The organism is Laceyella sacchari, from assembly GCF_024927925.1.
GTDB lineage: Bacteria > Bacillota > Bacilli > Thermoactinomycetales > Thermoactinomycetaceae > Laceyella > Laceyella sacchari.
In genome coordinates this window covers 1,560,222-1,584,576 of record NZ_CP103866.1, presented here as the reverse complement: position 1 = coordinate 1,584,576, position 24,355 = coordinate 1,560,222, and the positions used below count along the sequence as shown (strand labels likewise).

General features: G+C 44.4%; 21 protein-coding genes. 5 read left to right on the top strand and 16 right to left on the bottom strand.

Annotated features, from left to right (window positions below; all coding sequences use genetic code 11):
* Nucleotides 1–184 precede the first annotated feature (184 nt).
* Nucleotides 185–490 (bottom strand): hypothetical protein, encoded by a 306-nt coding sequence (locus NYR52_RS07985; protein ID WP_022738932.1) that lies wholly within the window; start codon nucleotides 488–490, stop codon nucleotides 185–187.
* Between the two features lie 173 nt (nucleotides 491–663).
* Between NYR52_RS07985 and NYR52_RS07980 the strand changes: the two genes are divergently transcribed.
* A complete protein-coding gene (locus tag NYR52_RS07980; RefSeq protein ID WP_259436655.1) occupies nucleotides 664–1,506 on the top strand; it encodes a helix-turn-helix domain-containing protein in 843 nt (280 codons plus the stop codon).
* Nucleotides 1,507–1,509: 3 nt separating this feature from the next.
* The gene (locus tag NYR52_RS07975) at nucleotides 1,510–2,058 is read left to right on the top strand and encodes an NUDIX hydrolase (RefSeq protein WP_022738929.1); all 549 of its coding nucleotides are present in this window, start codon (nucleotides 1,510–1,512) and stop codon (nucleotides 2,056–2,058) included.
* Nucleotides 2,059–2,221: 163 nt separating this feature from the next.
* Here NYR52_RS07975 and NYR52_RS07970 read toward each other — a convergent pair whose 3' ends face one another.
* The 3 genes from NYR52_RS07970 to NYR52_RS07960 all read right to left on the bottom strand — a co-directional run bounded on the left by NYR52_RS07970 (nucleotide 2,222) and on the right by NYR52_RS07960 (nucleotide 5,339).
* A complete protein-coding gene (locus tag NYR52_RS07970; protein ID WP_154986385.1) occupies nucleotides 2,222–3,016 on the bottom strand; it encodes an SDR family NAD(P)-dependent oxidoreductase in 795 nt (264 codons plus the stop codon).
* A gap of 161 nt (nucleotides 3,017–3,177) precedes the next feature.
* Nucleotides 3,178–4,023 carry an aldo/keto reductase gene (locus NYR52_RS07965; RefSeq protein WP_259436654.1) on the bottom strand — a complete coding sequence of 282 codons (846 nt, stop codon included), beginning with the start codon at nucleotides 4,021–4,023 and terminating at the stop codon, nucleotides 3,178–3,180.
* Nucleotides 4,024–4,127: 104 nt separating this feature from the next.
* On the bottom strand, nucleotides 4,128–5,339 hold the full coding sequence (locus NYR52_RS07960; protein WP_132220284.1) for an MFS transporter: 1,212 nt from the start codon (nucleotides 5,337–5,339) through the stop codon (nucleotides 4,128–4,130).
* Nucleotides 5,340–5,540: 201 nt separating this feature from the next.
* Between NYR52_RS07960 and NYR52_RS07955 the strand changes: the two genes are divergently transcribed.
* Complete coding sequence (locus tag NYR52_RS07955; RefSeq protein ID WP_132220282.1) at nucleotides 5,541–5,915, top strand: winged helix-turn-helix transcriptional regulator; 375 nt, start codon at nucleotides 5,541–5,543, stop codon at nucleotides 5,913–5,915.
* Nucleotides 5,916–6,001: 86 nt separating this feature from the next.
* On the opposite strand, the gene ahpF is transcribed toward NYR52_RS07955, so the two are convergent.
* The 9 genes from ahpF to NYR52_RS07910 all read right to left on the bottom strand — a co-directional run bounded on the left by ahpF (nucleotide 6,002) and on the right by NYR52_RS07910 (nucleotide 17,963).
* Entirely contained in the window at nucleotides 6,002–7,531 is a 1,530-nt protein-coding gene (ahpF, locus tag NYR52_RS07950) for an alkyl hydroperoxide reductase subunit F (protein WP_132220280.1), read from the bottom strand.
* A 12-nt stretch (nucleotides 7,532–7,543) separates the two neighbouring features.
* Nucleotides 7,544–8,113 carry an alkyl hydroperoxide reductase subunit C gene (ahpC, locus tag NYR52_RS07945; protein WP_132220278.1) on the bottom strand — a complete coding sequence of 190 codons (570 nt, stop codon included), beginning with the start codon at nucleotides 8,111–8,113 and terminating at the stop codon, nucleotides 7,544–7,546.
* 234 nt (nucleotides 8,114–8,347) lie between these two features.
* The gene (locus NYR52_RS07940; protein WP_259436653.1) at nucleotides 8,348–10,036 is read right to left on the bottom strand and encodes a glycoside hydrolase family 13 protein; all 1,689 of its coding nucleotides are present in this window, start codon (nucleotides 10,034–10,036) and stop codon (nucleotides 8,348–8,350) included.
* Nucleotides 10,037–10,331: 295 nt separating this feature from the next.
* On the bottom strand, nucleotides 10,332–11,738 hold the full coding sequence (gene gnd / locus NYR52_RS07935) for a decarboxylating NADP(+)-dependent phosphogluconate dehydrogenase (RefSeq protein WP_132220276.1): 1,407 nt from the start codon (nucleotides 11,736–11,738) through the stop codon (nucleotides 10,332–10,334).
* A gap of 71 nt (nucleotides 11,739–11,809) precedes the next feature.
* Nucleotides 11,810–13,156, bottom strand: a complete 1,347-nt coding sequence (locus tag NYR52_RS07930) for a GntP family permease (protein WP_132220275.1) — start codon at nucleotides 13,154–13,156, stop codon at nucleotides 11,810–11,812.
* Nucleotides 13,157–13,169: 13 nt separating this feature from the next.
* On the bottom strand, nucleotides 13,170–14,711 hold the full coding sequence (gene gntK / locus NYR52_RS07925; protein WP_132220274.1) for a gluconokinase: 1,542 nt from the start codon (nucleotides 14,709–14,711) through the stop codon (nucleotides 13,170–13,172).
* Nucleotides 14,704–15,435 (bottom strand): GntR family transcriptional regulator, encoded by a 732-nt coding sequence (locus NYR52_RS07920; protein WP_022738062.1) that lies wholly within the window; start codon nucleotides 15,433–15,435, stop codon nucleotides 14,704–14,706. The genes gntK and NYR52_RS07920 overlap by 8 nt, the downstream gene beginning before the upstream one ends.
* A gap of 744 nt (nucleotides 15,436–16,179) precedes the next feature.
* The gene (locus tag NYR52_RS07915; protein WP_259436652.1) at nucleotides 16,180–17,430 is read right to left on the bottom strand and encodes a multidrug effflux MFS transporter; all 1,251 of its coding nucleotides are present in this window, start codon (nucleotides 17,428–17,430) and stop codon (nucleotides 16,180–16,182) included.
* Nucleotides 17,431–17,516: 86 nt separating this feature from the next.
* Complete coding sequence (locus NYR52_RS07910) at nucleotides 17,517–17,963, bottom strand: MarR family winged helix-turn-helix transcriptional regulator (protein WP_022738065.1); 447 nt, start codon at nucleotides 17,961–17,963, stop codon at nucleotides 17,517–17,519.
* A 181-nt stretch (nucleotides 17,964–18,144) separates the two neighbouring features.
* Here NYR52_RS07910 and NYR52_RS07905 point away from each other — a divergent pair, with 181 nt between their 5' ends.
* Entirely contained in the window at nucleotides 18,145–18,834 is a 690-nt protein-coding gene (locus NYR52_RS07905; protein WP_022738067.1) for an aspartate/glutamate racemase family protein, read from the top strand.
* An 18-nt stretch (nucleotides 18,835–18,852) separates the two neighbouring features.
* Here NYR52_RS07905 and NYR52_RS07900 read toward each other — a convergent pair.
* Nucleotides 18,853–19,693 (bottom strand): IS5 family transposase gene (locus NYR52_RS07900; protein WP_375163144.1). Its coding sequence is split into 2 segments (ribosomal slippage): nucleotides 18,853–19,356 and nucleotides 19,358–19,693, totalling 840 coding nucleotides; the frame shifts between segments, so codons are not numbered across the junction.
* 294 nt (nucleotides 19,694–19,987) lie between these two features.
* Entirely contained in the window at nucleotides 19,988–21,307 is a 1,320-nt protein-coding gene (locus NYR52_RS07895; protein WP_246026850.1) for a hemolysin family protein, read from the bottom strand.
* Between the two features lie 383 nt (nucleotides 21,308–21,690).
* Here NYR52_RS07895 and NYR52_RS07890 point away from each other — a divergent pair, with 383 nt between their 5' ends.
* Nucleotides 21,691–22,656, top strand: coding sequence for a sporulation protein (locus NYR52_RS07890; RefSeq protein ID WP_259436651.1), 966 nt, complete (start codon nucleotides 21,691–21,693; stop codon nucleotides 22,654–22,656).
* A gap of 84 nt (nucleotides 22,657–22,740) precedes the next feature.
* On the opposite strand, the gene NYR52_RS07885 is transcribed toward NYR52_RS07890, so the two are convergent.
* Nucleotides 22,741–24,033 (bottom strand): erythromycin esterase family protein, encoded by a 1,293-nt coding sequence (locus tag NYR52_RS07885; protein ID WP_259436650.1) that lies wholly within the window; start codon nucleotides 24,031–24,033, stop codon nucleotides 22,741–22,743.
* Between the last annotated feature and the right edge of the window lie 322 nt (nucleotides 24,034–24,355).

Below are 24,355 nucleotides of genomic sequence, written 5' to 3'. Positions count from 1 at the left end.
TTTGAATGGTTTCTGAAGTTTCTCACGGATGAAGAATGCATGGAGCTTAAAGTAACACATTTACTATATCTATGGAGTAACTAATACGTATCACTCTGGACAACATACCCTTTTCTGTACATTCAAACGACCATTCGATTTATACCAGTAAGCCGCCTAACAATCCCTTGCTAGAATACATGATCTATCTCACACCAAAAATATCAAAACTTTTTCCAGCAATGATCTTTTTTCCATCATCAAGCTCCAGTTCAAGCACATCCCACAAGGGAATGACGATTTCCTTGCCATTGGCTGCCAATAAGGAAACCCTTTGCACATAGGTCTCTGGAAAAAGACGCACATAGCATGTCACTTCAACATCTTTACTCCCGTACATCCCCTTCCACTGTTTTTCATGGCAATCGACTTCTATTTCAGGACGTTGTTGTAATTTATTAATAAACGACGTAACTTGATTTGCTTTCCCTTTAATTTGAACTTTTAGCAAAATCTCCACCACCCTTTATCTAAATTACTTGACTATTTGGACAAGAAGTTTTAATATGCACGATGAACCTAGTAATAGTATGGTTTAGATTTCGGAATATTAGAACAAACTGAATAGTTGTATTTTAGCGTGGTACTCACACTATCTGGTTTGAATGAGAGGGTTGTAAGATTATGAAATACCATTACGGATTAACGATTCGTGAAGGTAGAGAGAAATTAAAAATGACACAGACACAGCTGGCTGAAAAATGGCCGCAAGCGGGTGGCGGAACTGGTGTGAGTGTAAATTATGTATCTGATGTGGAGCGAGGCATAAAACATATCTCTGATCCCCAAACACTTCGCCGATTATGTCGTATATTGCAAATCCCACTTTGGAAAATGGGGCTTTCTGATTACGATCCATTCAATCCGAGTACAAAACATCCTAATAGTAATCAGGAGAACGCTAATCATAATGAAAACAACGGCATAGTTAAACTGACGGACTCGCCGTTTGACCGTATATTGGACTATAAAAATTGTCTTGTTGAAGCAAAAGGAGATTGCTTTATCTCAGGAACTTCGATGATCCACTTAACCGATGATTCAAGTGATATCTTGCAAGCGAAACTGGCGACCGGCAATATATACTTGCTAATCCTGAATCCCGATTGGATCGAAAGAAATGCTTCTATCCTCACTTTCATAGAAGATGATGAATACAGACAAGAATTCCACCACGAAATCCGCAATTCCATTCGCAAACTCCATCAACTTCGCAAATCTTTACCCCTGGATCTCATTTCTCGCTTAAAGATTAAAACCTATAGTACCGTTTTCCCATACATTGTCACAGGATTCGACGATGGCGAAACCGGAAAACTAGTCTTTGAGATAACCGATTATATTCCTGAAAAAAAACGACCCCGTTTTACACTGCACAAACTTAAAGGCAAGCACACATTATTCGAGCAGGTGAAGAATAAATTTTTTTCCATTTGGAATAACCAATCTATTAGCAAGGAGATTTAAGCAATGAACAAAGAGCTTTACTTTAAGTATCAGTGGAGATATAAAAAAGAGGACTTAAAGTTTTGTCCTCGATGTGGCAACCGCTTTTCCTTGGAAGATCTACACATTCCCAACCAACCTCAACTCCTTTGCCATCATTGTCAATTCGTCTTTTATTTAGATCCAAAGCTAGTTGTTGTGGCAGTCGTCTTAAACAAAGAAAGAAATAAAGTATTGCTTCTTCAAAGAAATGAAGAACCGGGTAAAGGCTTATGGGCATTTCCTGGAGGGCATGTTGAGCGGGGACAAGATCTGTTTGAAGCAATAGGAAATGAGGTAAAAGAAGAAACAGGCCTTACTGTAAAAATTGATGGAATCATCAACACCTGTTCTTCTGCCGAAGAAGGTCTAGTCCAATTAACCTACGAAGCGATTGCCTATCATGAAGAAGTGATTGTGAACATCGAAAGCAAAAAAGGTTATTTTTTCCGCTTTGATGAAATTCCTTGGAATCAGCTCGCTTTTCCCTCTACCGAAAAGCTTTTACGCTTGTATACAGAAAAGTACGGGTAATTCGACTAGAAGCTTATTATCTCACCTTCAAAAATGTTAAAAGGGCCTTCAGTTTGATACCGAAAGCCCTTTTCAATGAATCTACAATGCGGTAATTCGTTCCGGGAGAACCAATAATTGACTTTCACTCTGAAAACGCTTCCTGTCTTTGATGCTCCCCCTATTAAAACACACTACGTACTAATCCCCCATCTATTCGCAATGCGGACCCATTAATAGCTGAGGAAAGAGGACTGCTTAAAAAGGTGACGAAATGTGCAATTTCTTCTGGTCGAATAAGCCTTTGAATCAGGGAAGTTGGTCGATTCTCTTTCATAAATCGCTTTTCCGCTTCTTCCATCGTCAAGTTCTCATTAGAATAAAGGGTATTTAACATCGTTTCTACCCCTTCTGTTAACGTGGAACCCGGCATCACCGTATTAACCGTCACATTTGTTCCTTTCGTCAGCTCAGCCAAGCTGCGAGAGAGCGAGAGCTGCATCGTTTTAGTCGCACTATAATGAGCCATTTCTTGAGAGGGCATGATTGCTGCTTCGCTAGCGATAAAAATGACTCTGCCTTCTTTTTTTTGAATCATTTGTTTTAGGTACCAGCGAGAGAGTCGAACCCCGCTCATGATGTTGACTTCAAACAGCTTAAACCAATCTTCATCTGGGATATCAAAATATTCTACAGGCTCAAAGATTCCCAAGTTGTTAATTAGAATATCTACTTCTGAGTGCTTTTCAATCACCTGTTGGCATCCTTGTTCGGTTCCAAGATCAGCGACTACTGACTGAAGGGTGGCGTCAGGATACTTTGCTTGAATTTCTTTGATCGTTTGATCCACTTTTTCTTCACGTCGTCCATTAATTAGCACAGTGGCGCCTTCTGCTGCCAACGACATGGCAATTGCCTTTCCAATACCTGCAGTAGACCCAGTAACCAGTGCCGTTTTTCCTTCCAAATACAGATGCATGCAGAGCCCTTCCTATTTCAAGTTTTAGGCCATTAACCTATGTAGTGACGTTGATATTGTTATGAACCTGAATCGCCCCTTTTTAAACATATAGTATGAGGAGTGATTCATATCGCAAAAGGATATAGACGACACAGACGCCTATATCCTTTTGCATCTTATTAAAAGTCGAAGTTATCCGGATCTGGACCCACTCGTTTATTCTGATTCAAGCTATCAATTCGCTCCATCTCTTCATCCGTCAACGCAAAATCAAACACCTGGGCGTTTTCAGCAATTCGATGTGCTTTCGTCGATTTGGGAATGGTCACGACGCCGTTTTGCAAGTCCCAACGCAAAATGACTTGCGCAGTTGACTTGCCATATTTGTTTGCGATATCTTTTAGAACTTGATGATCTAGCAATTGACCTTGCATCAATGGAGACCAAGCTTCCAGCTGAATCCCGTGTTCACGGCAAAACGCCTTTAGTTCTTTTTGAGTCAAACGCGGATGGTATTCCACCTGGTTCACCATCGGTTTAATCTCAGCATCTTTCATCAAGTCTTCGAGGTGATGGATGTGAAAATTGCTTACCCCAATCGCTTTGACTCGCCCTTCTTTGTAAAGCGTCTCCAACGCTCTCCATGCCTCTTTATATTTGCCTTCTACCGGCCAATGAATAAGGTATAAATCCAGATACTCTAAGCCAAGTTTATTTAAGCTCGTTTCATAAGCTTTTATGGTGGATTCATACCCTAAATCGGCATTCCAAACTTTCGATGTCACAAACAACTCTTCTCTAGAAATGCCGGTTTCCTTCAACCCTTCACGAATTCCTTGTCCGACTCCGGCTTCATTTTCATAAATGGCCGCCGTATCAATGCTGCGATAACCATATTGAATCGCTGTTTTTATGGCATGAACCAACTCAAGTCCTTCTTCCACTTTAAATACCCCGATGCCAAACCAGGGCATTTTCACACCGTTATGCAAAGTGGTGGTATCTTGTAAGTTTTTCGCTGTCATATATTTTCCTCCCGTTGGTAAATTGATTGTTCTGTCTAATTATCAATGCAGTGTCCATCACCTCCTTTCAAACCCCCGTTGATACAGGGTACCATTCTCCCTTTTTATTCTGAAAAAACATGTTTACCTACCCGGGTTTGATCTTTTTGCTCCAAGGCGCGACTCCACCCTGTCAGGATCACAGCACCTAAAACCATCACTGCCCCGATCCAGGCCGTATGAATCAACCCAACAGAATCCGTGATAACGCCGCCCAAGTAAGAGCCGATGGCGATTCCGGCGTTAAATGCGGCAATATTGATGGCAGAAGCCACATCTACCGCACTTGGTACAAAGCGTTCAGCCAGCATCACGACATACACTTGCAGTCCTGGCACATTCATAAAAGCAAAAATCCCCATCAAGATGATCGTGATCAATCCAGCAACCTTATATGGCGCAGTAAAGGTTAAGATGAAAAGCACAATTGCTTGCATAGTAAACATATAGAATAACGCGGTAATGGGCTTCTGATTGGCCACTTTCCCGCCAATGATGTTGCCGATGGCAATAGCAACGCCATACACAAGCAAAATGGCGGCAACGGTTCCTTCTTCGAATCCTGTAATATTTTGAAGCAATGGAGATAAATAGGTAAATACTACAAACGTCCCTCCATACCCTAAAGCCGTAATGACAAATGAGAGTAATAAGCGACCATTGGTAACCAGTTTGAACTGATCGCGGAATGTTGTGCGCGTGCCTTTTGGCAAGTCAGATGGAACAAGGGTACTGTTGGCTATAAAGGAAATCACACCAACTGCTACAATCGCAATAAAGGCGAATCTCCAGCCAAATTGCTGTCCAAGAAATGTACCAAAAGGTACGCCGGTAACTGTTGCCACAGTGAGTCCGGAAAACATAATGGAAATCGCACTAGCTCTACGATCTTCCCGCACTAAATTCGCTGCGATCGTCGAGCCGATCGACATAAATACACCATGTGAAAACGCAGACAGGACACGCGCAACAAGTAATATGCCAATACTTGTCGCACTAGCAGCAATCGTATTACCAGCAATAAAAACAGCCATAATAGAAAGCAATAACGATTTGCGCGACATACTCGATGTGACCGATGTTAGAATGGGCGCTCCAAATGTGACCCCTAATGCATATAGAGAAACGGTTAACCCAGCGGTTGTTACAGAAATTTGCAAATCTTGAGCGATAAGCGGTAATAACCCCACACTGATGAATTCTGTGGTGCCAATCGCAAATGCACTGACTGCCAATGCCAGCAGTGCCAATGTACTTCGTTTTTTATCTAAAGTCATTTTCTGTCCTCCTGACAATGGTCTGGTTGCATGGTTGGTTCATCTGCTAGCAGACGATATAAAGAAAAGCATGGTTAATATCAGCCGGCGAATGTTATTATGAGATATATGAATCATAATGAGAAGTACGCACTTATAAGTTCGATAGATACTTAGAAGTTTCGTAGGTACTTTTTGGTTCCTATGAATGGGAGGAAGCATATGCAGAAAAAGAAGTACAATATTTCGGTTGAAGCTACATTGGAAGTCATAGGGGGAAAATGGAAATGCGTTATCCTTTGCCATCTGACACACGGCAAAAAACGCACAAGTGAACTAAAACGTTTGATCCCCAACATCACGCAAAAAATGTTAACCCAACAGTTACGCGAGTTAGAGAAAGATGGGGTTATCAATCGCATCGTCCATAATCAAGTACCGCCCAAAGTGGAATATGAGCTGAGCGAATATGGATGGAGTTTGAAAGGGATTTTAGACGCTTTGTGTGCGTGGGGAGAAAAACATATCACCAGAGTATACGGCGATAAATTTGCTGTATTGGAGGAGAACATATTAAATGAAAAACTGAAGGATTAGACGGAATCTCAGCTTCTTAAAGCAACCAACTTCTTCAGGATTCAAATACAAAAAGGCTGGGGAAAACACCCAGCCTTTTTGCTTTACTAATTTCGAATGAGGTAATCAAAGGCACCCAAACCAGCTGTAGCGCCTGATCCCATCGAAATAATAATCTGCTTGTAAGCACTGTCGGTGCAATCCCCAGCTGCAAATACGCCAGGAACGCTCGTGGCACCATGCTTATCCACGATAATTTCTCCGAAGCGATTGCATTCGACTGTATCACGCAACCAGTCGGTATTTGGCACGAGGCCGATCTGAACAAAAACGCCCTGCAGTTCAATGTGGTGCTCTTCCTCAGTCGCCCGATCAATATAAGTAATCCCGTTCACTTTGTCAGTGCCGGTGATTTCTTTCGTTTGCACGTTCTTTAGAACGGTAACGTTAGGGAGACTGTAAAGACGTTCCTGCAAAACGGCATCAGCTTTCAACTCAGGCATAAATTCAAGCACCGTGACGTGCTTCACAATGCCTGCCAGATCGATCGCCGCCTCAACCCCTGAATTGCCGCCGCCGATCACCGCTACATGCTTCCCTTCAAACAAAGGACCGTCACAATGAGGGCAATAGGCTACGCCTTTGTTTTTAAACTCAGCTTCACCTGGCACACCCAGATTGCGCCAGCGCGCCCCTGTTGAAATGATCACGGCTTTGCTCTTTAATACGGCGCCATTTTCAAGTTCAACCTCGATCAGGTCTTTCTTTTCCAGGCGCTTAGCACGCTGCGGAGTCATCACATCAATGCCATACTCTTTGACATGTTCTTCAAGGCTGGCCACAAGTTTGGGACCTTCTGTGTATTTCACACTGATAAAGTTCTCAATCCCCAACGTGTCCATCACTTGACCGCCAAAGCGTTCAGCAACGATGCCTGTGCGGATGCCTTTGCGCGCCGCATAGATTGCCGCACTCGCTCCAGACGGACCGCCACCGATAACAAGCACATCAAATGGGTCTTTATTAGAAAGCTCCGATGCATCTGGGCCGCTCCCCAGCTTGGCGAGGATTTCCTCAAGAGTCATGCGGCCGCTGCCAAAAAACTCACCGTTTAGGAAAACGGTTGGCACAGCCATGATTTCTTTGCTTTCAACCTCATCCTTAAATGCCGCACCGTCAATCATGGTGTGCGAGATACCAGGATTGAGAACACTCATCACATTCAGAGCTTGCACGACATCCGGACAGTTGTGGCAACTCAAGCTAATATAGGATTCAAAGTGGTATTCGCCCTTGATATTTTTAATTTGATCGATGACCTGCTGATCAACCTTCGGAGCTCTTCCGCTTACTTGCAACAAAGCCAATACCAATGAAGTAAATTCGTGCCCCAGAGGAATGCCGGCAAAAGTAATTCCAGTGTCTTCATCCATTCGGTTCACACTAAAGCTCGGCGTTCTCTCTAATGATGTCTTCTCCACCTTAATATGGGAAGACATGGCGGCCAATTCATCCACTAAAGCAAGCATGTCGCGGGATACGTCATCCGATCCCGCGCTTACTTTCAGAAGCACATCGCCTTCCATCAATTGAAGATATTGGGCAAGTTGTGCTTTAATATCTGCATCCAGCATCATTGGTCATACCTCTTAAATTTTGCCTACAAGATCAAGGCTTGGTTTGAGGGTTTTGCCACCTTCTTGCCATTTAGCTGGGCACACTTCACCTGGGTTGTTGCGAACATACTGAGCTGCTTTGATTTTGTTTACAACGGTGCTTGCATCACGGCCAATGCCTTCTGCGTTGATTTCAACAGCTTGCACTACGCCATCCGGATCGATGATGAACGTACCGCGATCAGCCAAACCAGCTTCTTCGTTCAGCACTTCAAAGTTGCGAGAGAGCTGTTGAGAAGGATCGCCGATCATAATGTATTCAATTTTGCTGATTGCTTCAGAGTGGTCATGCCATGCCTTATGTGTAAAATGGGTATCCGTGGAAACCGAGTACACTTCAACACCCAGCTCTTTCAGAGTGGCGTATTGGTTTTGCAGGTCTTCCAATTCCGTTGGGCAAACGAAAGTGAAGTCTGCTGGATAGAAGCAAACTACGCTCCACTTGCCTTTCAGATCAGCCTCGGTCACCTCGATAAACTTGTTGTTTTTTGGGTCGTAAGCTTGTGCTTTGAATGGTTTTACTTCTTTACCGATTAAAGACATGTCAAAATCCTCCTTGTTAGTAGTTAGCAGTTTATAACCTTTATCTAACTACAATAATTATAATCTAGGTATAATTATTACTTAGGAAATATTCCTTTGTCAATAGCAAATGGCAAATTCGCAGAGATTAATTATCATTTTCAATGTATGCATTGCCAGTAAAGCAGACCGCCATGGCGCCAACGCATCTTGAGATAACCCTTGAAACACAGGCAGTATGGTTCACTCACACCTTTAATAAACCAACCGATAAACCCTCGCTTCATATGGTCTTAATACCATGTTTTCGATGTCACCCGACCCATCGCCTTCATAATTGGCTACCATCAACTCACATTTTTTATATGACCGGAGGTAGGTAGGCAACTCAAAACGAGGGGTGCCATTAAAAAAGTTGCAAATGACCACCAACTTCTCATCGCCTAATGTTCGCGTATATGCATAAATTTGCTCATGATTCTCCAATATCAAATCATACGTTCCATAAACGATGATCTCATGCTTTCTCCGCAATTGGATCAACTTCTTGTAATAATGAAAGACCGAGTTTGGATTTATTAAGGCCTGCTTGACATTTACTTCTTTGTAATTTGGATTGACGGAGATCCAAGGGGTTCCCGTAGTAAACCCTGCATGCTTGGAATCATCCCATTGAACAGGTGTGCGTGCGTTATCCCTGCCTTTCATATGGATGGCGCGCATCACTTTCTGCATGTCCTCTCTGTTTTCCACCGCTTTCTCTCGCACCATGTTTAAGGTTTCGATGTCTTTGTAATCTTCAATGGAAGCAAAGCGGACATTCGTCATGCCGATCTCTTCCCCCTGATAAATGAAGGGGGTTCCCTGCATCAGATGGAGAAAGGTGGCCAACATTTTCGCCGACTCTTCCCGATATTTAGTATCGTCACCAAAGCGAGAAACCATTCGGGGCTGATCGTGATTGTTCAAATATAGGCTGTTCCAACCCTTGTTCTCCAAAGCCTTTTGCCATTTAGTCATGACAACTTTCAGATCTTTGAGTTGCCAAGGCTTCACATCCCATTTTCCGCCAGGGCCGGAGTCCAGCTCCATATGCTCAAACTGGAACACCATGTTTAACTCACCGCGGTCTTCAGCAGTGTACAAGATCGCTTCTTCGGGTGTGACACCCGGCATCTCGCCTACGGTCATCACATCGTACTTTGAGAGAACCTCTTTGTTCATCTCTTGCAGAAATTCATGAATGCGGGGGCCGTTCATGAAATATTGACCGCCAAAAACATATCTTTTCCCTTCTGGATTAGGCACGTCCGGCAAATCGGGATCCTTGGAAATGAAATTGATAACGTCCATTCGAAACCCATCAATCCCCTTATCCAACCACCAAGTCATCATGTCATACACTGCCCGGCGGAGTTTCGGGTTTTCCCAGTTTAAATCGGGTTGTTTTTTTGAGAATAAGTGAAGATAATATTCTCCCGTCGTCTCATCGTACTCCCATGCTGATCCGCTGAAACACGATTCCCAGTTATTTGGTTCTGCGCCGTCCTTCCCTGGACGCCAAATATAAAAATCGCGATAAGGGTTATCTTTCGACCGACGCGCTTCCACAAACCACGAATGTTCATCGGAGCTGTGGTTGACAACCAAGTCCATGATTAATTTCATTCCGCGCTGATGAACTTCTGCGAGCAATTCTTCCCAATCTTGCATCGTGCCGAATTCATCCATGATCGCTTGATAATCACTGATATCATACCCGTTGTCGTCATTGGGCGACCGATAAACGGGTGAAAGCCAAATCACATCGACCCCCAACTCTTTTAAGTAATCCAATTTTGAGATAATCCCGCGCAGGTCGCCGATCCCATCTCCATTGCTGTCCATGAAACTGCGGGGGTAGATTTGGTACACAACGCTTTCCTTCCACCATTTTCTCGCCATCGTATCTGACTCCTTTGAAATCTCATCACAGTTGCAGTTGGCGTGTCGCGCATCAAATCCCGCATGACTAAATTTTTCGTATACTTATTACTATATCACAAGATGCATACATCTTCCGCTTTTACCCAAATGGAAAACCTGTTTTTTTGTTTTTTCAAGCTGGACAAGAGGTTGCGATTACAAAGAACGTTTGGACACAGGACAAAAGCCATTTATAAGGCGAAGAAAAAGAAGCTGAAACATACATATGCCATGTATATCTCAGCTTGCTTCGATCAAGATTTTTTGTTACTTTTTATGCTTGCCAGTTTGTATGAAAGACGCCTTCTAAGTCATTCCGTTCATAGGTATGCGCACCAAAATAATCACGTTGTGCTTGTAGCAAATTGGCATTGGATGTTCCAGTCCGATAACTGTCGTAGTATGTAAGGGATGCACTTAAACATGGGAAAGAGATCCCTGATTGAATTCCCTCGCAAACGACTTTTCGCAATCCAGTTTGATAGACTTTCACCTTTTCCGCAAAATATGGAGAGATTAATAAGTTTGCCAAATTGGGTTGCTCTTGATAAGCTTCGCTGATGACATTTAAAAAGTTGGCGCGAATGATGCAGCCACCCCGGAAGATCAGCGCAATATCTTTTAACGGCAACTTCCAGTCATACAGCTCTGACGTCATTTTATATTGTGTAAACCCTTGGGCGTAGGCACAAACTTTGCCCATGTACAATGCTTGTCTGACATACTCAACCCATACTTGTTTATCTAAGCTTTGCTGAGCTTCATCAGGCCCTGCCAAGATGGTTTCTGCCGCCATCCGCTCTTCTTTTAATGAAGAAATATACCGAGCAAACAAAGCCTCTGTGATGATGGATGTCGGGATTCCATTATCGATGGCTTGTATACTTGTCCATTTGCCTGTTCCTTTTTGTCCTGCTTTGTCCAAAATCACGTCGATCAGCGGCAATCCGGTGATGTCATCTCGTTTCCTTAAAATCTCTGCCGTGATTTCAATTAAATAACTTTTCAATTCTCCTTGATTCCACTCGTCAAAGATGTCCGCAATTTCATCGACCGACAATCCTAACTTTTTTCTTAGAAACGTATAGGCTTCAGCGATTAATTGCATATCGGCATATTCAATCCCGTTATGCACCATCTTTACAAAGTGACCAGCGCCTTTGGGGCCAATGTAAACACAGCAGGGGTCGCCTTCCACTTGCGCCGCAATTTTGGTAAGAATGGGAGCAACGCGTTCATAGACATCCGGGTCTCCGCCAGGCATGATGGAAGGCCCTGTTAAAGCGCCGATTTCACCGCCTGAGATACCAATCCCCAAGTAGCCGATTCCTTTCGCTTTCAGTTCATCGTATCTGCGTTCCGTATCTTTATAATGGGAGTTGCCGCCGTCCATGAGCAAATCCCCTTCCTCAAGCAAAGGAAGCAAAGAGTGAATGACAGAATCAATGGCTTTGCCTGCTGTAACCATAATAAAAATTTTTCTCGGCTTGGCTAAGGATTGAACAAAAGCTTCCAGGTCGTAGTACGGTGTAATTGTTTGCCCTTCCAGTCTTTGTACCAGTTTATCTGTCAAATCTCGTGTGTAATTATATACAGCAACTCGCTCGCCTTTGCTGGCCATGTTTAACGCGATATTGCTGCCCATCACTCCCAAACCATAAACACCGATTGTATTTAACATATTGTCTGCCCCTTTCTTGACTAAATGGCAGTAAGCCCTCACCGAAGCGGGGCTTTACTGCTGGGAATGGATTATACAAATAAGTTGAGCAATAAAATGAATCCTAACCCAAACACAGAAATCAATGTTTCGAGTAAAGTCCATGTGGCAAAGGTTTCTTTCATGCTTAATCCAAAGTATTCTTTAAACATCCAGAAACCCGCATCGTTCACATGGGAGGCAATTAAGCTACCTGCACCTGTTGCCAGTACCACTAATGCCAGATTCACGTCAGTTTGCCCTAACATCGGCATAACTAACCCTGTCGTTGTCAACGCGGCCACCGTTGCCGACCCCAATGAGATGCGCAAGATGGCGGCAATGATCCAAGCAAGTAAGATGGGAGATAAGGTGGTTCCTTTGAACATGGCAGCTACATAGTCGCCAACTCCACCATCAATCAACACTTGTTTGAAGGCACCGCCTCCACCAATAATCAACAGCATCATGCCAATATGTGAAATCGCTGTTGAGCAAGATTCCATTACATCCTTGATTGGAATTTTTCTAGCCAATCCCATAGTATAGACGGCAACCAACAAGGAGATCAACATCGAAGTGCCGGCATCGCCGATAAAACGGATTGCGGCTAGCAATTGGTTGTCTGCAACTCCCATGGTTTTTTGTAGCAAAGAAATGATGGTGGCTATAGACATTAAAATGACAGGTAATAATGCCGTAAACACGCTAATTCCAAAACTGGGAGTCTCTTCGAGTTTAAACGTTTTTTGTTCACCTAAAGAGGCAATGCTGCCGGTTTTGGTAAATGATTCTGGCACGATCTTTTTAGCGATTTTCGCAAATACTGGCCCAGCCAAAATAACGGTTGGAATCGCGATGATAAAACCATAAAGCAATACTTCGCCTATGTTTGCGCCCAACTCACCTGCGATCACTGTAGGCCCTGGATGAGGTGGCAGGAAGCCGTGCGTCACAGACAGCGCTGCGGTCATCGGAATGCCAAGGTGCAGAATCGACACCTTCAATTCTCTGGATATAGCAAATACGATCGGTATGAGCAACACCAGACCCACTTCAAAAAATAATGCAACACCGATAATAAATGATGCCACAACAACAGCCCATTGAATATTCTTTTCGCCAAATTTATTGACCAATGTCATCGCAATGCGCTGGGCGCCGCCCGCATCAGCGATTAACTTACCAAGCATGGCACCAAGCCCAAATATTAACGCCAAGTGGCCCAGTGTACCGCCCAACCCGGTCTCAATGGTTTTGACAATATCACCAACTGGGATGCCAAGCAAGAGAGCAACGCCAAATGAAACAATGATCAATGATACAAATGTGTTCAATTTAAAGCCCATGATTAAAATCAATAAGGCTATGATCCCTATCCCAACAATAACCAATGGCATCCTCGTTTCCCCCTCATTTACGGTTGATTAAGCTTTGTTGGTACTTTGCAATCGATACATATTCTTCTTCTAATTTCCGAGATATATCAATGAATATCGGCAATAATTTTCTATATTCTTGGACAGCCTCTGCTTTTGGTGTGTGCTTATAGGTGTCCCCCACCATTTCAGAAACGACCTCAAACGTATCGCTCTTTCCAGTGGCATACAATCCTAAAATGCACGCACCGAGGCATGAGCTCTCATGATTTTCCGGTACCACCACTTCCGATTCAAAGATGTCAGCCATCATTTGCCGCCAAATCTCTGATCTAGCGAAACCGCCTGTGGCTTGAATGCGGGTCACCGGGCCTTCCATACATTCGATCAAGGCCAAGAACACGGTGTACAAATTATAAATGACTCCTTCCAATGCAGCCCGAATCATATGTTCCTTCTTATGTGACATCGTTAAGCCAAAAAATGAGCCACGCACATCTGGATTCCAGAGTGGAGCGCGTTCACCCGCCAAGTAGGGATGAAACAGCAAACCATCAGACCCCGGTCTTACACGCTCTGCAATTTTTGTCAAAACATCGTAAGGGTCGATCCCCAATCTTTTGGCTGTTTCGATCTCCGACGAGGCAAACTCATCCCGAATCCAACGCAGAACCATTCCGCCGTTATTTACCGGACCACCAATCACCCAATGTTTATCTGTCAAGGCATAGCAAAAGATTCTTCCTTTGCTATCTGTTTGCGGCTTATCGATAATGGTGCGAATGGCGCCGCTTGTCCCAATAGTAACGGCAATCTCGCCCTGCCTGATCGCATTTACGCCCAGATTTGACAGCACGCCATCGCTGGCACCGATGATAAAAGGCGTCTGTGGATCAATCCCAATTTGCTTCGCCAATTGAGGATGGCAATCACGAAAAATCTTGGTTGTGGGTACGATCTCTGATAGTTGCGAGCGGGTGATCCCGGCAATGGCTAATGCTTCCTCGTCCCAGTCCAATGTGTGAAGATTCATCATTCCCATGCATGAAGCCAATGAATAGTCGACAACATAGCAATCAAAGAATTTTTTAAAGATATATTCTTTGATTCCAATATATTTTTTTGTTTTGGTAGCGATTTCAGGATGTTCATGCACAAGCCATGCGATTTTGCTCAATGGCGACATAGGGTGAATCGGTGTTCCCGTTCGCTTATACACTTCATGTCCGTTCAGCTCATTTTTTATTTTTTGCGCCCATGTTTCACTGCGATTGTCTGCCCATGTGATTAAGGGCGTAAGCGGTTGGTCATCTTCATCCATGGCAATCACGCTGTGCATGGCGCTACTGAATGATACAAACGACAGCTTCTTGTCAGAATGCGGTTTCAAAACATTCGTCATGGCTTGCACCACAGCCTGAAAAATCTGGTCCGGATCTTGTTCAGCCGTAAAGATATCCGGCGTGTACAGCGGATACCCGATATTTTCCTGCTGGATCACTTCGCCTTGTTCACTGAATAACACGGCTTTTGTACTGGTGGTGCCAATGTCAACCCCTAACATATAGCTACTCATTCTGTTGCCCTACTCCTTTAGCTAACATTTGTTGCGACCTCCATAAGTCTTCTACGCCTCCTTGCACATCATCAAAATTTAGGTGCAAAGACTTAAGCATGAGGTTTCTATCTTTTGTTTTTATAGCCTCAACATACAGCTCATGATTTTTAATAATCCGTGCAAAGTCTTCATATTTTTCCTGGAAGCGTACCCGCATTGACAGCAGAATAAAACTCTCCATCACGGGCTTTAAATTATTCCAGATCATCAAGACGTAAGAATGACCGATGGACCGAATGATAGTCTCGTGGAACAAGACATCTTGATAAGAAAATTCATCGGCATCACGATATTTCACCGCAACTTTCATCATCTCCAGTATTTTGCTAAGTTCCATCACTAATGCATCTGTGTCCATTTTTACGAGGCGCTCAAACACAAACGATTCGATTAATAGACGGACATCATAGATCTCTTCTATTTCTTTTTCTGTTAAACCAATGACAACAGCTCCCATCCGTTCCAAGCGGATAATATTTTCAGCTGATAGCGTTCTGAGCGCTTCGCGAATGGGTGATCGGCTCACAGCAAAATCTGCGGCCAATTTATTTTCCGACAGAACCGTTCCCCTTTTGATCATGCCCGAGATAATGCGCATTCTAAGCTCACAGGCTACACGATCTCCAGTTGAAGCTTTGGAAAGCCATTTTTCTGGATAGAGAAGCCCATTAGGCATGTGCATGAAATCACCCTCTCAAAGGATACAAGTGTACTTGTATACAAGTATTATAAACGAAATGACCGTCTATGCAAGCGCTTTAATTTGAATCAGACAGAATTTAATTTGTATATTTTCCATTATTTGTTCGATCTGACAACAAAATATCGACAAAAATCCGGCGAAACGTGACCGATTCGCGCCCATGAAAACAGCGGTGACACCCCATCACCGCTGCAGGTCAAAAAACAGATTTTGGCACAATGAGGAAAATCATAAAAATCCTCATCGTTTTTATTAGCCTCCTTATGAACACACGCCAACCATCACATTCAACCAAAACAGGACATGTATGGGACAAATGACATAAATGAATACGGAATTTGCCAACCGGTTATTGTTTCACTCTGAAGTAAACAAAACAACAAGTCAATCTTCAAGGAATTTTCTACTGAACAGTTTCCTTCAGTTGATCATCAAAAAACCCCCTTGGTTGCTTTTCCTTGTACCAAGGGAGAAAACGACTTTCAGGATGTTTGTGCAACAAACAAGTTTATATTAGTATTTTATAAATGTATAGTGCTGGTCTAAATCCACCAGCCCGCAAGATCAAGGGATTTATCCATTTTTGGCCTGGCAGGGATGGCGTCTTCTATTTGCTGGAGGGGAAAATATTTCTTTATGGATGGTCTTTGTCTATGCCTGATGCTTCCCTCCTTCCCCATGGTATTCGGAGACAGAGGGAAAGAACCAGCTGATACTCCCATTCTATTTTTCATTGGATATCGATGAACGATTGCGGCGGATGAGAAAGAAATAGCATAGGACGGAACCGATGTCCGCTACTGCGATAACCACCCCCATCGGGATGGCAGAATCTCCCCCACCGAGACCGACCAGAGGAGCCACGAGGCCGCCGGAGATGAAAGACAACACCCCAAGCAATGCTGAAGCGCTTCCCGCTGCTTGCCCTTGGTTTTGCATGGCGAGGGCAAAGCCGGTGGTGGTGACGATCCCCACGCTGGATACGACGATAAACAAGGGCGGCAAAATGGCGTACAGTTCGGCTTTCATCAAAATCATAAGCAACAGGGTGATCCCGCCCATCGCGGCGAGAATGAGGCCGCTGACAAACAGTTTGCCTTCAGCAATCCGACCCGCCAATCTGCCGGTAACCTGGCTGGCGATAATAATCCCCAGACCATTGATGGCGAAAAACAAACTAAACATTTGCGGAGAAACACCGTAAATGCCTTGTAGAACAAACGGCGAACCGGAAATATAAGCAAACATGGCTGCAACCACCAGCCCTTGGGCCAGCGCATATCCAATAAACGACCGGTCTTTGATGAGATGATGAAAAGTGGACAGGGTGTTTCGGATCCCGCCTTTGGAACGACGCTCGGTTGGTAGCGTTTCAGGTAGCCCGGCCAAGACTGCGACCAACATGATCGCTCCGATCAAACTAAGGGCAATGAACACTCCCGGCCATGAGGTCACCCGCATCAACTGTCCACCAAAAATGGGAGCCATGATCGGGGCTACCCCATTGACCAACATCAAAAGGGAGTAAAACTTAGTCAATTCTGATCCCGAGTACAGATCCTTAACGATAGCTCGGGAGATAACGATACCGAAAGCCCCCGCCAAGCCTTGAACAAATCGCAATAGAATGAGTGCTTCTATGGAGGGGGCCACTGCGCATAATAACGAAGCGATCGCATAAGTAATCAATCCGGCAAGGAGGGGCAATCGGCGTCCTCGTATGTCACTGAGCGGCCCTGCCAACAGCTGGCCCAATGAAAGCCCCAAGAGGCAAGCTGTCAGACTGAGTTGGCCCATCGACGCACTGGTATGCAAGTCAGCAGACAGTGCTGGCAATGCTGGCAAATACATGTCTAACGACAAGGGACCAAACGCGGACAACGAACCCAGAATGAGAGCCATCCATAATATGCGCGACCGTTCTTGTCGCTGTGGCGTAGAATCTAAATCTAATCCATGGCTGAGTTTGTTCATTACCGCTTCCATCCTTTCTTCAAATGAGTAATCGATCATCAGACGAGCATGGATGTGGACGATCACCCGCCCATTCGATAAGTCGACTAAGTATTTTCGCGCTTGAACGCTTGCAAGTTCTCATGCATTTGCCACAACAATCGCCGGAACAACAATTTCTCTTCCAAACTGAAATTCTCCAAGCATTTACACTCAATTCGTTGGAGCGCCTCTTTCACCGCATCAATCGCCTGGTGTCCCTTAGCGGTGAGAAAAACCCGGGACACCCTTTGATCGACAGGATCAGGCTTTCGTATCACCAACCCCGTTCGTTGCATGCGGTTTACCATCACCGTCAGCGTCGCCGGCGTTACTTGCAATTTGTTCGCCAGTTCCTTTTGCGACTGCCCATCCTGTTCCGCTAGTCTCAACAAAAGTGGAGGTTGGCCAGGATACACATCATGTTCTTGGATCAGCAGATCGACGCTTTGTCGGTGAAGCTTTATCACATGCCCCATCAAATGGGTCAAAGCGTCGGAATAATTGAAATCCATTGTGTAGCCTCCTATTAATTAGACGACTAATCATTTGTGATTCTATGATATGTACCTATCGGTGTCAATCATCCATTCTTTTTATAAATACAACTCCCCGTACACAGTGCATGTTAGCTACCTTCGCGCATACCCATTTGGTATACTAATATTAATTTTCTTACAAAGGAGGGCACGAGACATGAAACGAATTGGAATATTAGGAGGACTTACTGCCGAATCGACTACATTATTTTACAATTCGTTAACCAGGCTATACATTGCTCAACACGGCGATAACGGGTATCCCGAGATAGTCATATTCAGTGTAAGATTTCAGCATTTCTTCAACGCCTTTAAACAAGGGGATTGGGAATATTGCGCCCAATATCTCGCCTCCGGAATCAACCAATTGGAAAAAGCCGGGGCCGATTTTGCCGTGATTTCAGCAAACATGCCGCATGTCTTATTCGATGATATCGTCAAAAGAGTCTCCTTGCCTCTCATTCACATCGCGGATACGGTAGCTGAAGCAGCGCAGGCAAAAGGATATAAGAAAGTTTCTTTGCTTGGAACGCTGGCAACGATGAACGCAAGCTTTTACCCTGACCGCTTGTCTAACTATCAGATTGAATGTATTGTTCCTGATGAGCCTCAAAAAGAAATGGTTCATCAGGTGTTGGAGAATGAACTGTTTAAAGGAATCATTAAGGAAGAATCAAAAACAGCCTATCTGAAACTAATCCATGAACTTAAAGAAAAAGGCGCCGAAGCCGTCATTTTGGGTTGCACCGAAATTCCGATGCTCATCAACTCAGAAAACAGCCCCCTTCCCTTGTTGGATTCTTCTCTCATTCTTGCGCAAGCAACTTTAGATAAAGCATTAAATTAGGGCGTGTCTGGTGAATGATTAATTGAGCCACATGATCAAGGAAATCAAGGTAATGGCGGCACAAAAATAAACCGCCCGTTTTTCATAACGAGTGGCGAAGCCACGCCATTGCTTCAGGCGGTTAATACAGCGTTCAATCACGTTTCGGCGTGAATATTGTTCTTTGTTGAAGGTCAGAGGACGCCCCGGCTTTTTGGCCCGACGCTCCGCCTGATCTCTGCGTTCGGGGATGGTATGGGAAATCCCACGTTTTTGAAGAAATCGACGACAAGACGGATAACTGTAGCCGCGATCGGCAATCAGATGATCCGGCCTCTTGCGAGGCCTTCCTTTTCCCAAACAGGGAACGGAAATGGAATCGAGTAATGCTTGTAATTGGGTACAGTCATGCTGTTGACCGGGAGTGATTGTAAAAGCAAGCGGTCGACCTTTTCCGTCACAAGCAAGATGGATTTTGGTCGTCAGACCTCCGCGGCTTCGTCCGAGTGCCTCATTCTGGAAGCGAGGGTCCCCCTTTTTTCGGCGCGCCTGCGGCGTGCTGATGAGCTCGGACAATCGTGCTGTCAACGAAAACAACCCAATCGACATCGGAAACGGCGTGGGAGTAAGTCTGAACATGCTTAAGCAAGCGATCCCACGTCCCATCCTTTTGCCAACGTGTAAAACGATAGTAGCAAGTTTTCCAAGAACCATAACGTGCAGGCAGATCCCGCCAGGGAGCTCCCGTCCCAAACTTCCACAGGATTCCGTTCAAAATGGTTCGGTGGTCTTTCCACTGTCCGCCTCGTTTCCCATTCGAAGGCAATAAAGGCTCGATCTTTTCCCAAGCCTCATCTGTAATCTCATAACGCCGTCTCATCATGATGTCTCCTTGCTTTTGTTGTTATGAACATTCTAACAGGAAATCATGATGGATTCACCAGACACGCCCTAGAATCACATCTCAAACAACCAACTCTTGTTAAGAGAGTTGGTTGTTCACGTTGACTGTCATTTAACGACTTTTTGTGATATTAAAAATATGGAAGAAGGAATAATAGTGATTTCATTTAATCCGCTTGACTCGTCTCGATCTATTGCATCACGTAACATGTATCTTCCTCAATTTAACCCATAAGAAAAACCGGAAGCTATAAAGCTCCCGGTTGTTAGATTAATCATCTAGTTCTGTCGCCGGCAATGGCAATGACTCCTTTTTCTTCACGAGAATGCGCGAAATTCTCAACTCATCCATCTCAAGCACGGTAAACTCCCAGTCGCCAAAGGTTACTTGATCACCGATTTGTGGCACTTTTTGCAATTGGGAAAAAAGCCAGCCGCCGATCGTGTCGTTGTCTTCGTCATCGATGTTCAAAGCGAAATGGTCATTGACATCTTCAATCAACAATCCCGAGTCAATCGATGTCCCTTCGGCCTCTTCTTGGATCGCTGGTTTCTCGTCATCAAACTCATCTTGAATTTCGCCGAAAATCTCTTCAATGATGTCTTCGGTGGTCACCAAACCAGACGTTCCGCCGAATTCATCGACGACAATCGCCATCTCCATTTTTCTTTTTTGCAGGTTTTTCAGGATATCTTTCACTTCCATCGATTCCGGTACGACAATGAAGGGTCTGACCATGCTCGACAAATCAGGCGTGCCCCCTTCAGTCATCACTTGGTAGACGTCCCGAATGTGGATGATCCCTTTGATGTCATCCTTATCACGTCCACACAGCGGAAACCGGGTGTGATTGGTGTTTTTGATGATGTGGAAATTCTCTTCAAACGGTCGACCTTCATACAGACAAGTCATTTTTACTCGGGGTACCATCACTTCCCGCGCTACCCGTTCTGTAAAATCAAACACATTGTCGAACAGAGTCAATTCCACTTGGTCGATCATGCCGCTCTTATGGCTTTGAGCGATGAGCATGCGGATCTCTTCCTCTGTGTGGGCCTGTTGCGATTCATTCAATTCTACCCCGAAAAGCTTCAAAGTGAGATTAGCCGCACCATTCAGCACATAAATAAACGGCCGAAACAAGACATAAAACCAGTTGAGGGGCGCGGCGGTCCATAGAGTCGTTTCTTCCGCCTTCCGAATGGCCAACGATTTAGGAGCCATCTCCCCCAAGACGATGTGCAAAAAGGTGATCACTGAAAAGCCGATGGCAAATGCGATAGTATGGATCGCCCACTGGGGCAAACCGAAATAAACGAGCACCGGTTCAATCATTTTGGCGATAGCCGGCTCCCCTACCCACCCCAGTCCAAGTGATGCCAAGGTTATTCCCAATTGTGTCGCAGACAAGTAAGCATCCAGCTCTCCCAGCACCTTGCGGGCGGCTTTCCCTCTGCGCCCTTCAATCTGTGCGATCCGTGTCGCCCTTACTTTCACAATTGCAAATTCCGCGGCGACAAAAAAACCGTTCAATAAGACCAAAAAGATCACAAGCAAAATGTTAAAGGCATGACCTATGACGCCTTCCAACACAGATTCCTCCTGTTAACTCAAATTAGGTTATTTCGATATATCAAAAAACGGAAAAACCTTTCATCTCACAGGAAACGCCTCTCTCCTAGCAAAGATGACTTTCTTTACTTTATCAAATAAAAGTCGGCGTCTCAAAGAGCAAAAACCATAAATAATCATTCATAATAGGGATATAACCATGTGTTTACTTGTGCTAGAACCTCATTTCATTCATTTTTGTTTACCGAATATGGTTGCTTCACACATCGCAACGGATCTGATATGCCACTCACTTTCACAAAGATATGATCCTACTTTTACATTTTGGACATATTTGCCATCCAGTTTATCCTTATAATATACTTGAAAGTACATGATGCTTAAGGAGGCTTTTTCAGTAAATGGTATTTAAAAAATTTATGGCTAAGTTGGGCAAAGGTTCCGCCCAAGTCGATCTCATCCTTGATCAACACCAGTACAAACTAGGAGAGCAAATCAATGGTCAATTAGTCATTACAGGCGGCACGGTTGAACAAGAAATCAACAAAATCGATGTCGATTTCATGATGAGTGTGCGCGCGGGAGAACATATACAAACCGTGTTAATCAACCGGTTTCCGTTCCCTGAATCGTTTAATATCCAGCCATCAGAGAAAAAAACCTATTCATTTTCTTATCAATTGCCGCAAAATCTGTTGCTGTCCTGCAATTCAGTATCTTATTATTTTATCACGCATTTAGACATCGCGGCCGGAGTGGATTCGACCGACCGTGATCCGATTGACATCTTGCCTCCCGATCGCTTGCAAAACATCCTGTATGCGTTCGATCGTCTTGGCTTCCGCGAAAAACACGACTCTCGTTCGTTTGACGGGCACATGCAGGAGTTTGAACTGGCTCCCACCTCGATGCTCGTTAATGAAGTAGAAGAAGTGGAATTTGTGGCCGCGATAGCAGAGACAGGTATTCATCTGCTCTTAGAGGTGGACTTGCGCACGTTCTTTGGAGAAAAAGAGGTTAAACGAGAACTTTGGTTGGACAATCAACTGCTCGATGACCAAAACGCCTTGATTGACTATCTGCAACAAGTTCTGCTTGAAATGGTGAATAATCCGAGTCTATACCACGCTGATAAAGCCCAATTCCGCCACAAGATCTCGGGCTTGCCGGGTGCGATCGGCGCCTTCGCGATTGGGCTTATCGCTATGGAATTGCTGGAAGAAGCTGTTGAGGATATCGTCGAGGACTTCTTTGAAGATGATGATGACGATGATGACGACGATGATGAGGACAGCTTATTAGATTTCTTTGGCGATGAAGAAGAGGACAGCTTATCAGATTTCTTTGGCGACGAAGAAGAGGATTAAACAATCAAGAAGGCTTGAGCGTCGTATCGGCGCCCAAGCCTTTGTTCATATGCCAGCCGATCCTATCGCTTGAAAGCGGAAAAGTTATCCATCCTTCTCATCAAGATAATCTGGCATATGCACTTCATCAATGAACAAAATGCCATCATACTGCGAACGGGGGATGAATCGTTCTTCCCAAGTCCCCCAATCCAATGCTTGACGTTCCATGAACATCCAAGAAGTTACACGATCGCACTTTTGGCCAGCCAGATCGACAAATATGTTTGCTGCTCCCGCTTTGCCCAAAATCCATTCCATACTGCCTTCCGGGTGCGGATAGCGCACCGGAGCAGGTTGATGATCAACAAACGCGGATACACCGCGATTCATATATAGACCGATAACATAACTAGTTTGTTTTAAGGAGTTAGGCAATAACCCACCCATTGTCGGCAATGGCGAACGCGCATTTTTAACGGCCTCATTTTCTTTCCGTATATGATAATTATGTGACCAAACGATGATTTTTTTATCGGGATACAATGTTTCAGCAACCCATACAAGCTCTTCAGCCATTCGCTGGTCGCGCATGGCGGTAATTTCATCATAGTATTTTTGAGCCTGATTATGGTTGTTTTCCGCTGCGTATTTATTGCCGAGCACCGCTTTTTCCAAAAAATGCTCAACGGTTTGGATGCGGCCGTTTAACACGTGCAACGTGACAGAAATCAAATTTGGATCTTCTGGATATATGTTAGCTAGTGCCGACCGATTCGCTTCTACAAACTGAATCAAGGCTTCATATCCGGCACGCATTTGGACTTTCTCCTTCTGGTATGCTTCGATATCCTTTAGGTAGAAGCTTGCGGCAAATTGCTGTTCCAACTGCTCCGCTTGTTCCGCTACGATTGGTTTCACCTGCTCAAACCAACGTCGTATGAAATGGTGATAACTCCCCGTAGGTTGCATGTCCATGCCGGACAATCTCAGCGGAACCTTGTTCTGTTTAGACTGCCGCACAAATTCAAACAAGGGAATCATCTCTTGCGCATGCCAGACGCTGATCACAGCACTTCTCATGGTATCTTCAGGAAGGCGCTCACTGGCTTGCAGGTTGGCGACATGGGTTTCCCCCAAGCCTGATTCAAAGGCGATTACTTCATAGCCCAGTTCTTCATACAAATATTGAACCAGTCTCACTCTGGAAGAAATAAATTCACTGGCTCCATGCGAACTTTCCCCCAGCATGACTATCCGTTTCCCTTTTAAAACATCTTTCAAAAAAGTAAGATCCCGATAGTCATCATCGTGACTTGTCTCTAATTGTTTTATAGGGTGTGCATGGGCTCTCAGCCACGTTTCCCAATGCTCGTACAAGCTTTGTTCATTCTTCATCGCCACAACTCCTTTGGCTGTTAGCAACTTTGACACAAACGACCGAGAAGGAATCAACAGAATTTTATATCAACTGCGATCATTTTTATTTTATATGAGTTGCCATGTCCATGAAAAGAAAGCGACAACCTGGTTTCACTTAAACATAAAAGGATATAAAAGAAATAAATGAAGCTGAGGAGTGTAAAAAGAAAACAGCTACTGTGAGTGATTAGAAAAGAATCCTCAATCAAAACAAGCCAAACCGAAGGAAGCTGCACCATGTGTTCCCGTTTTGCTCATATATACACCTCCCAAATTTAGATAACTTTATTACAGCTGG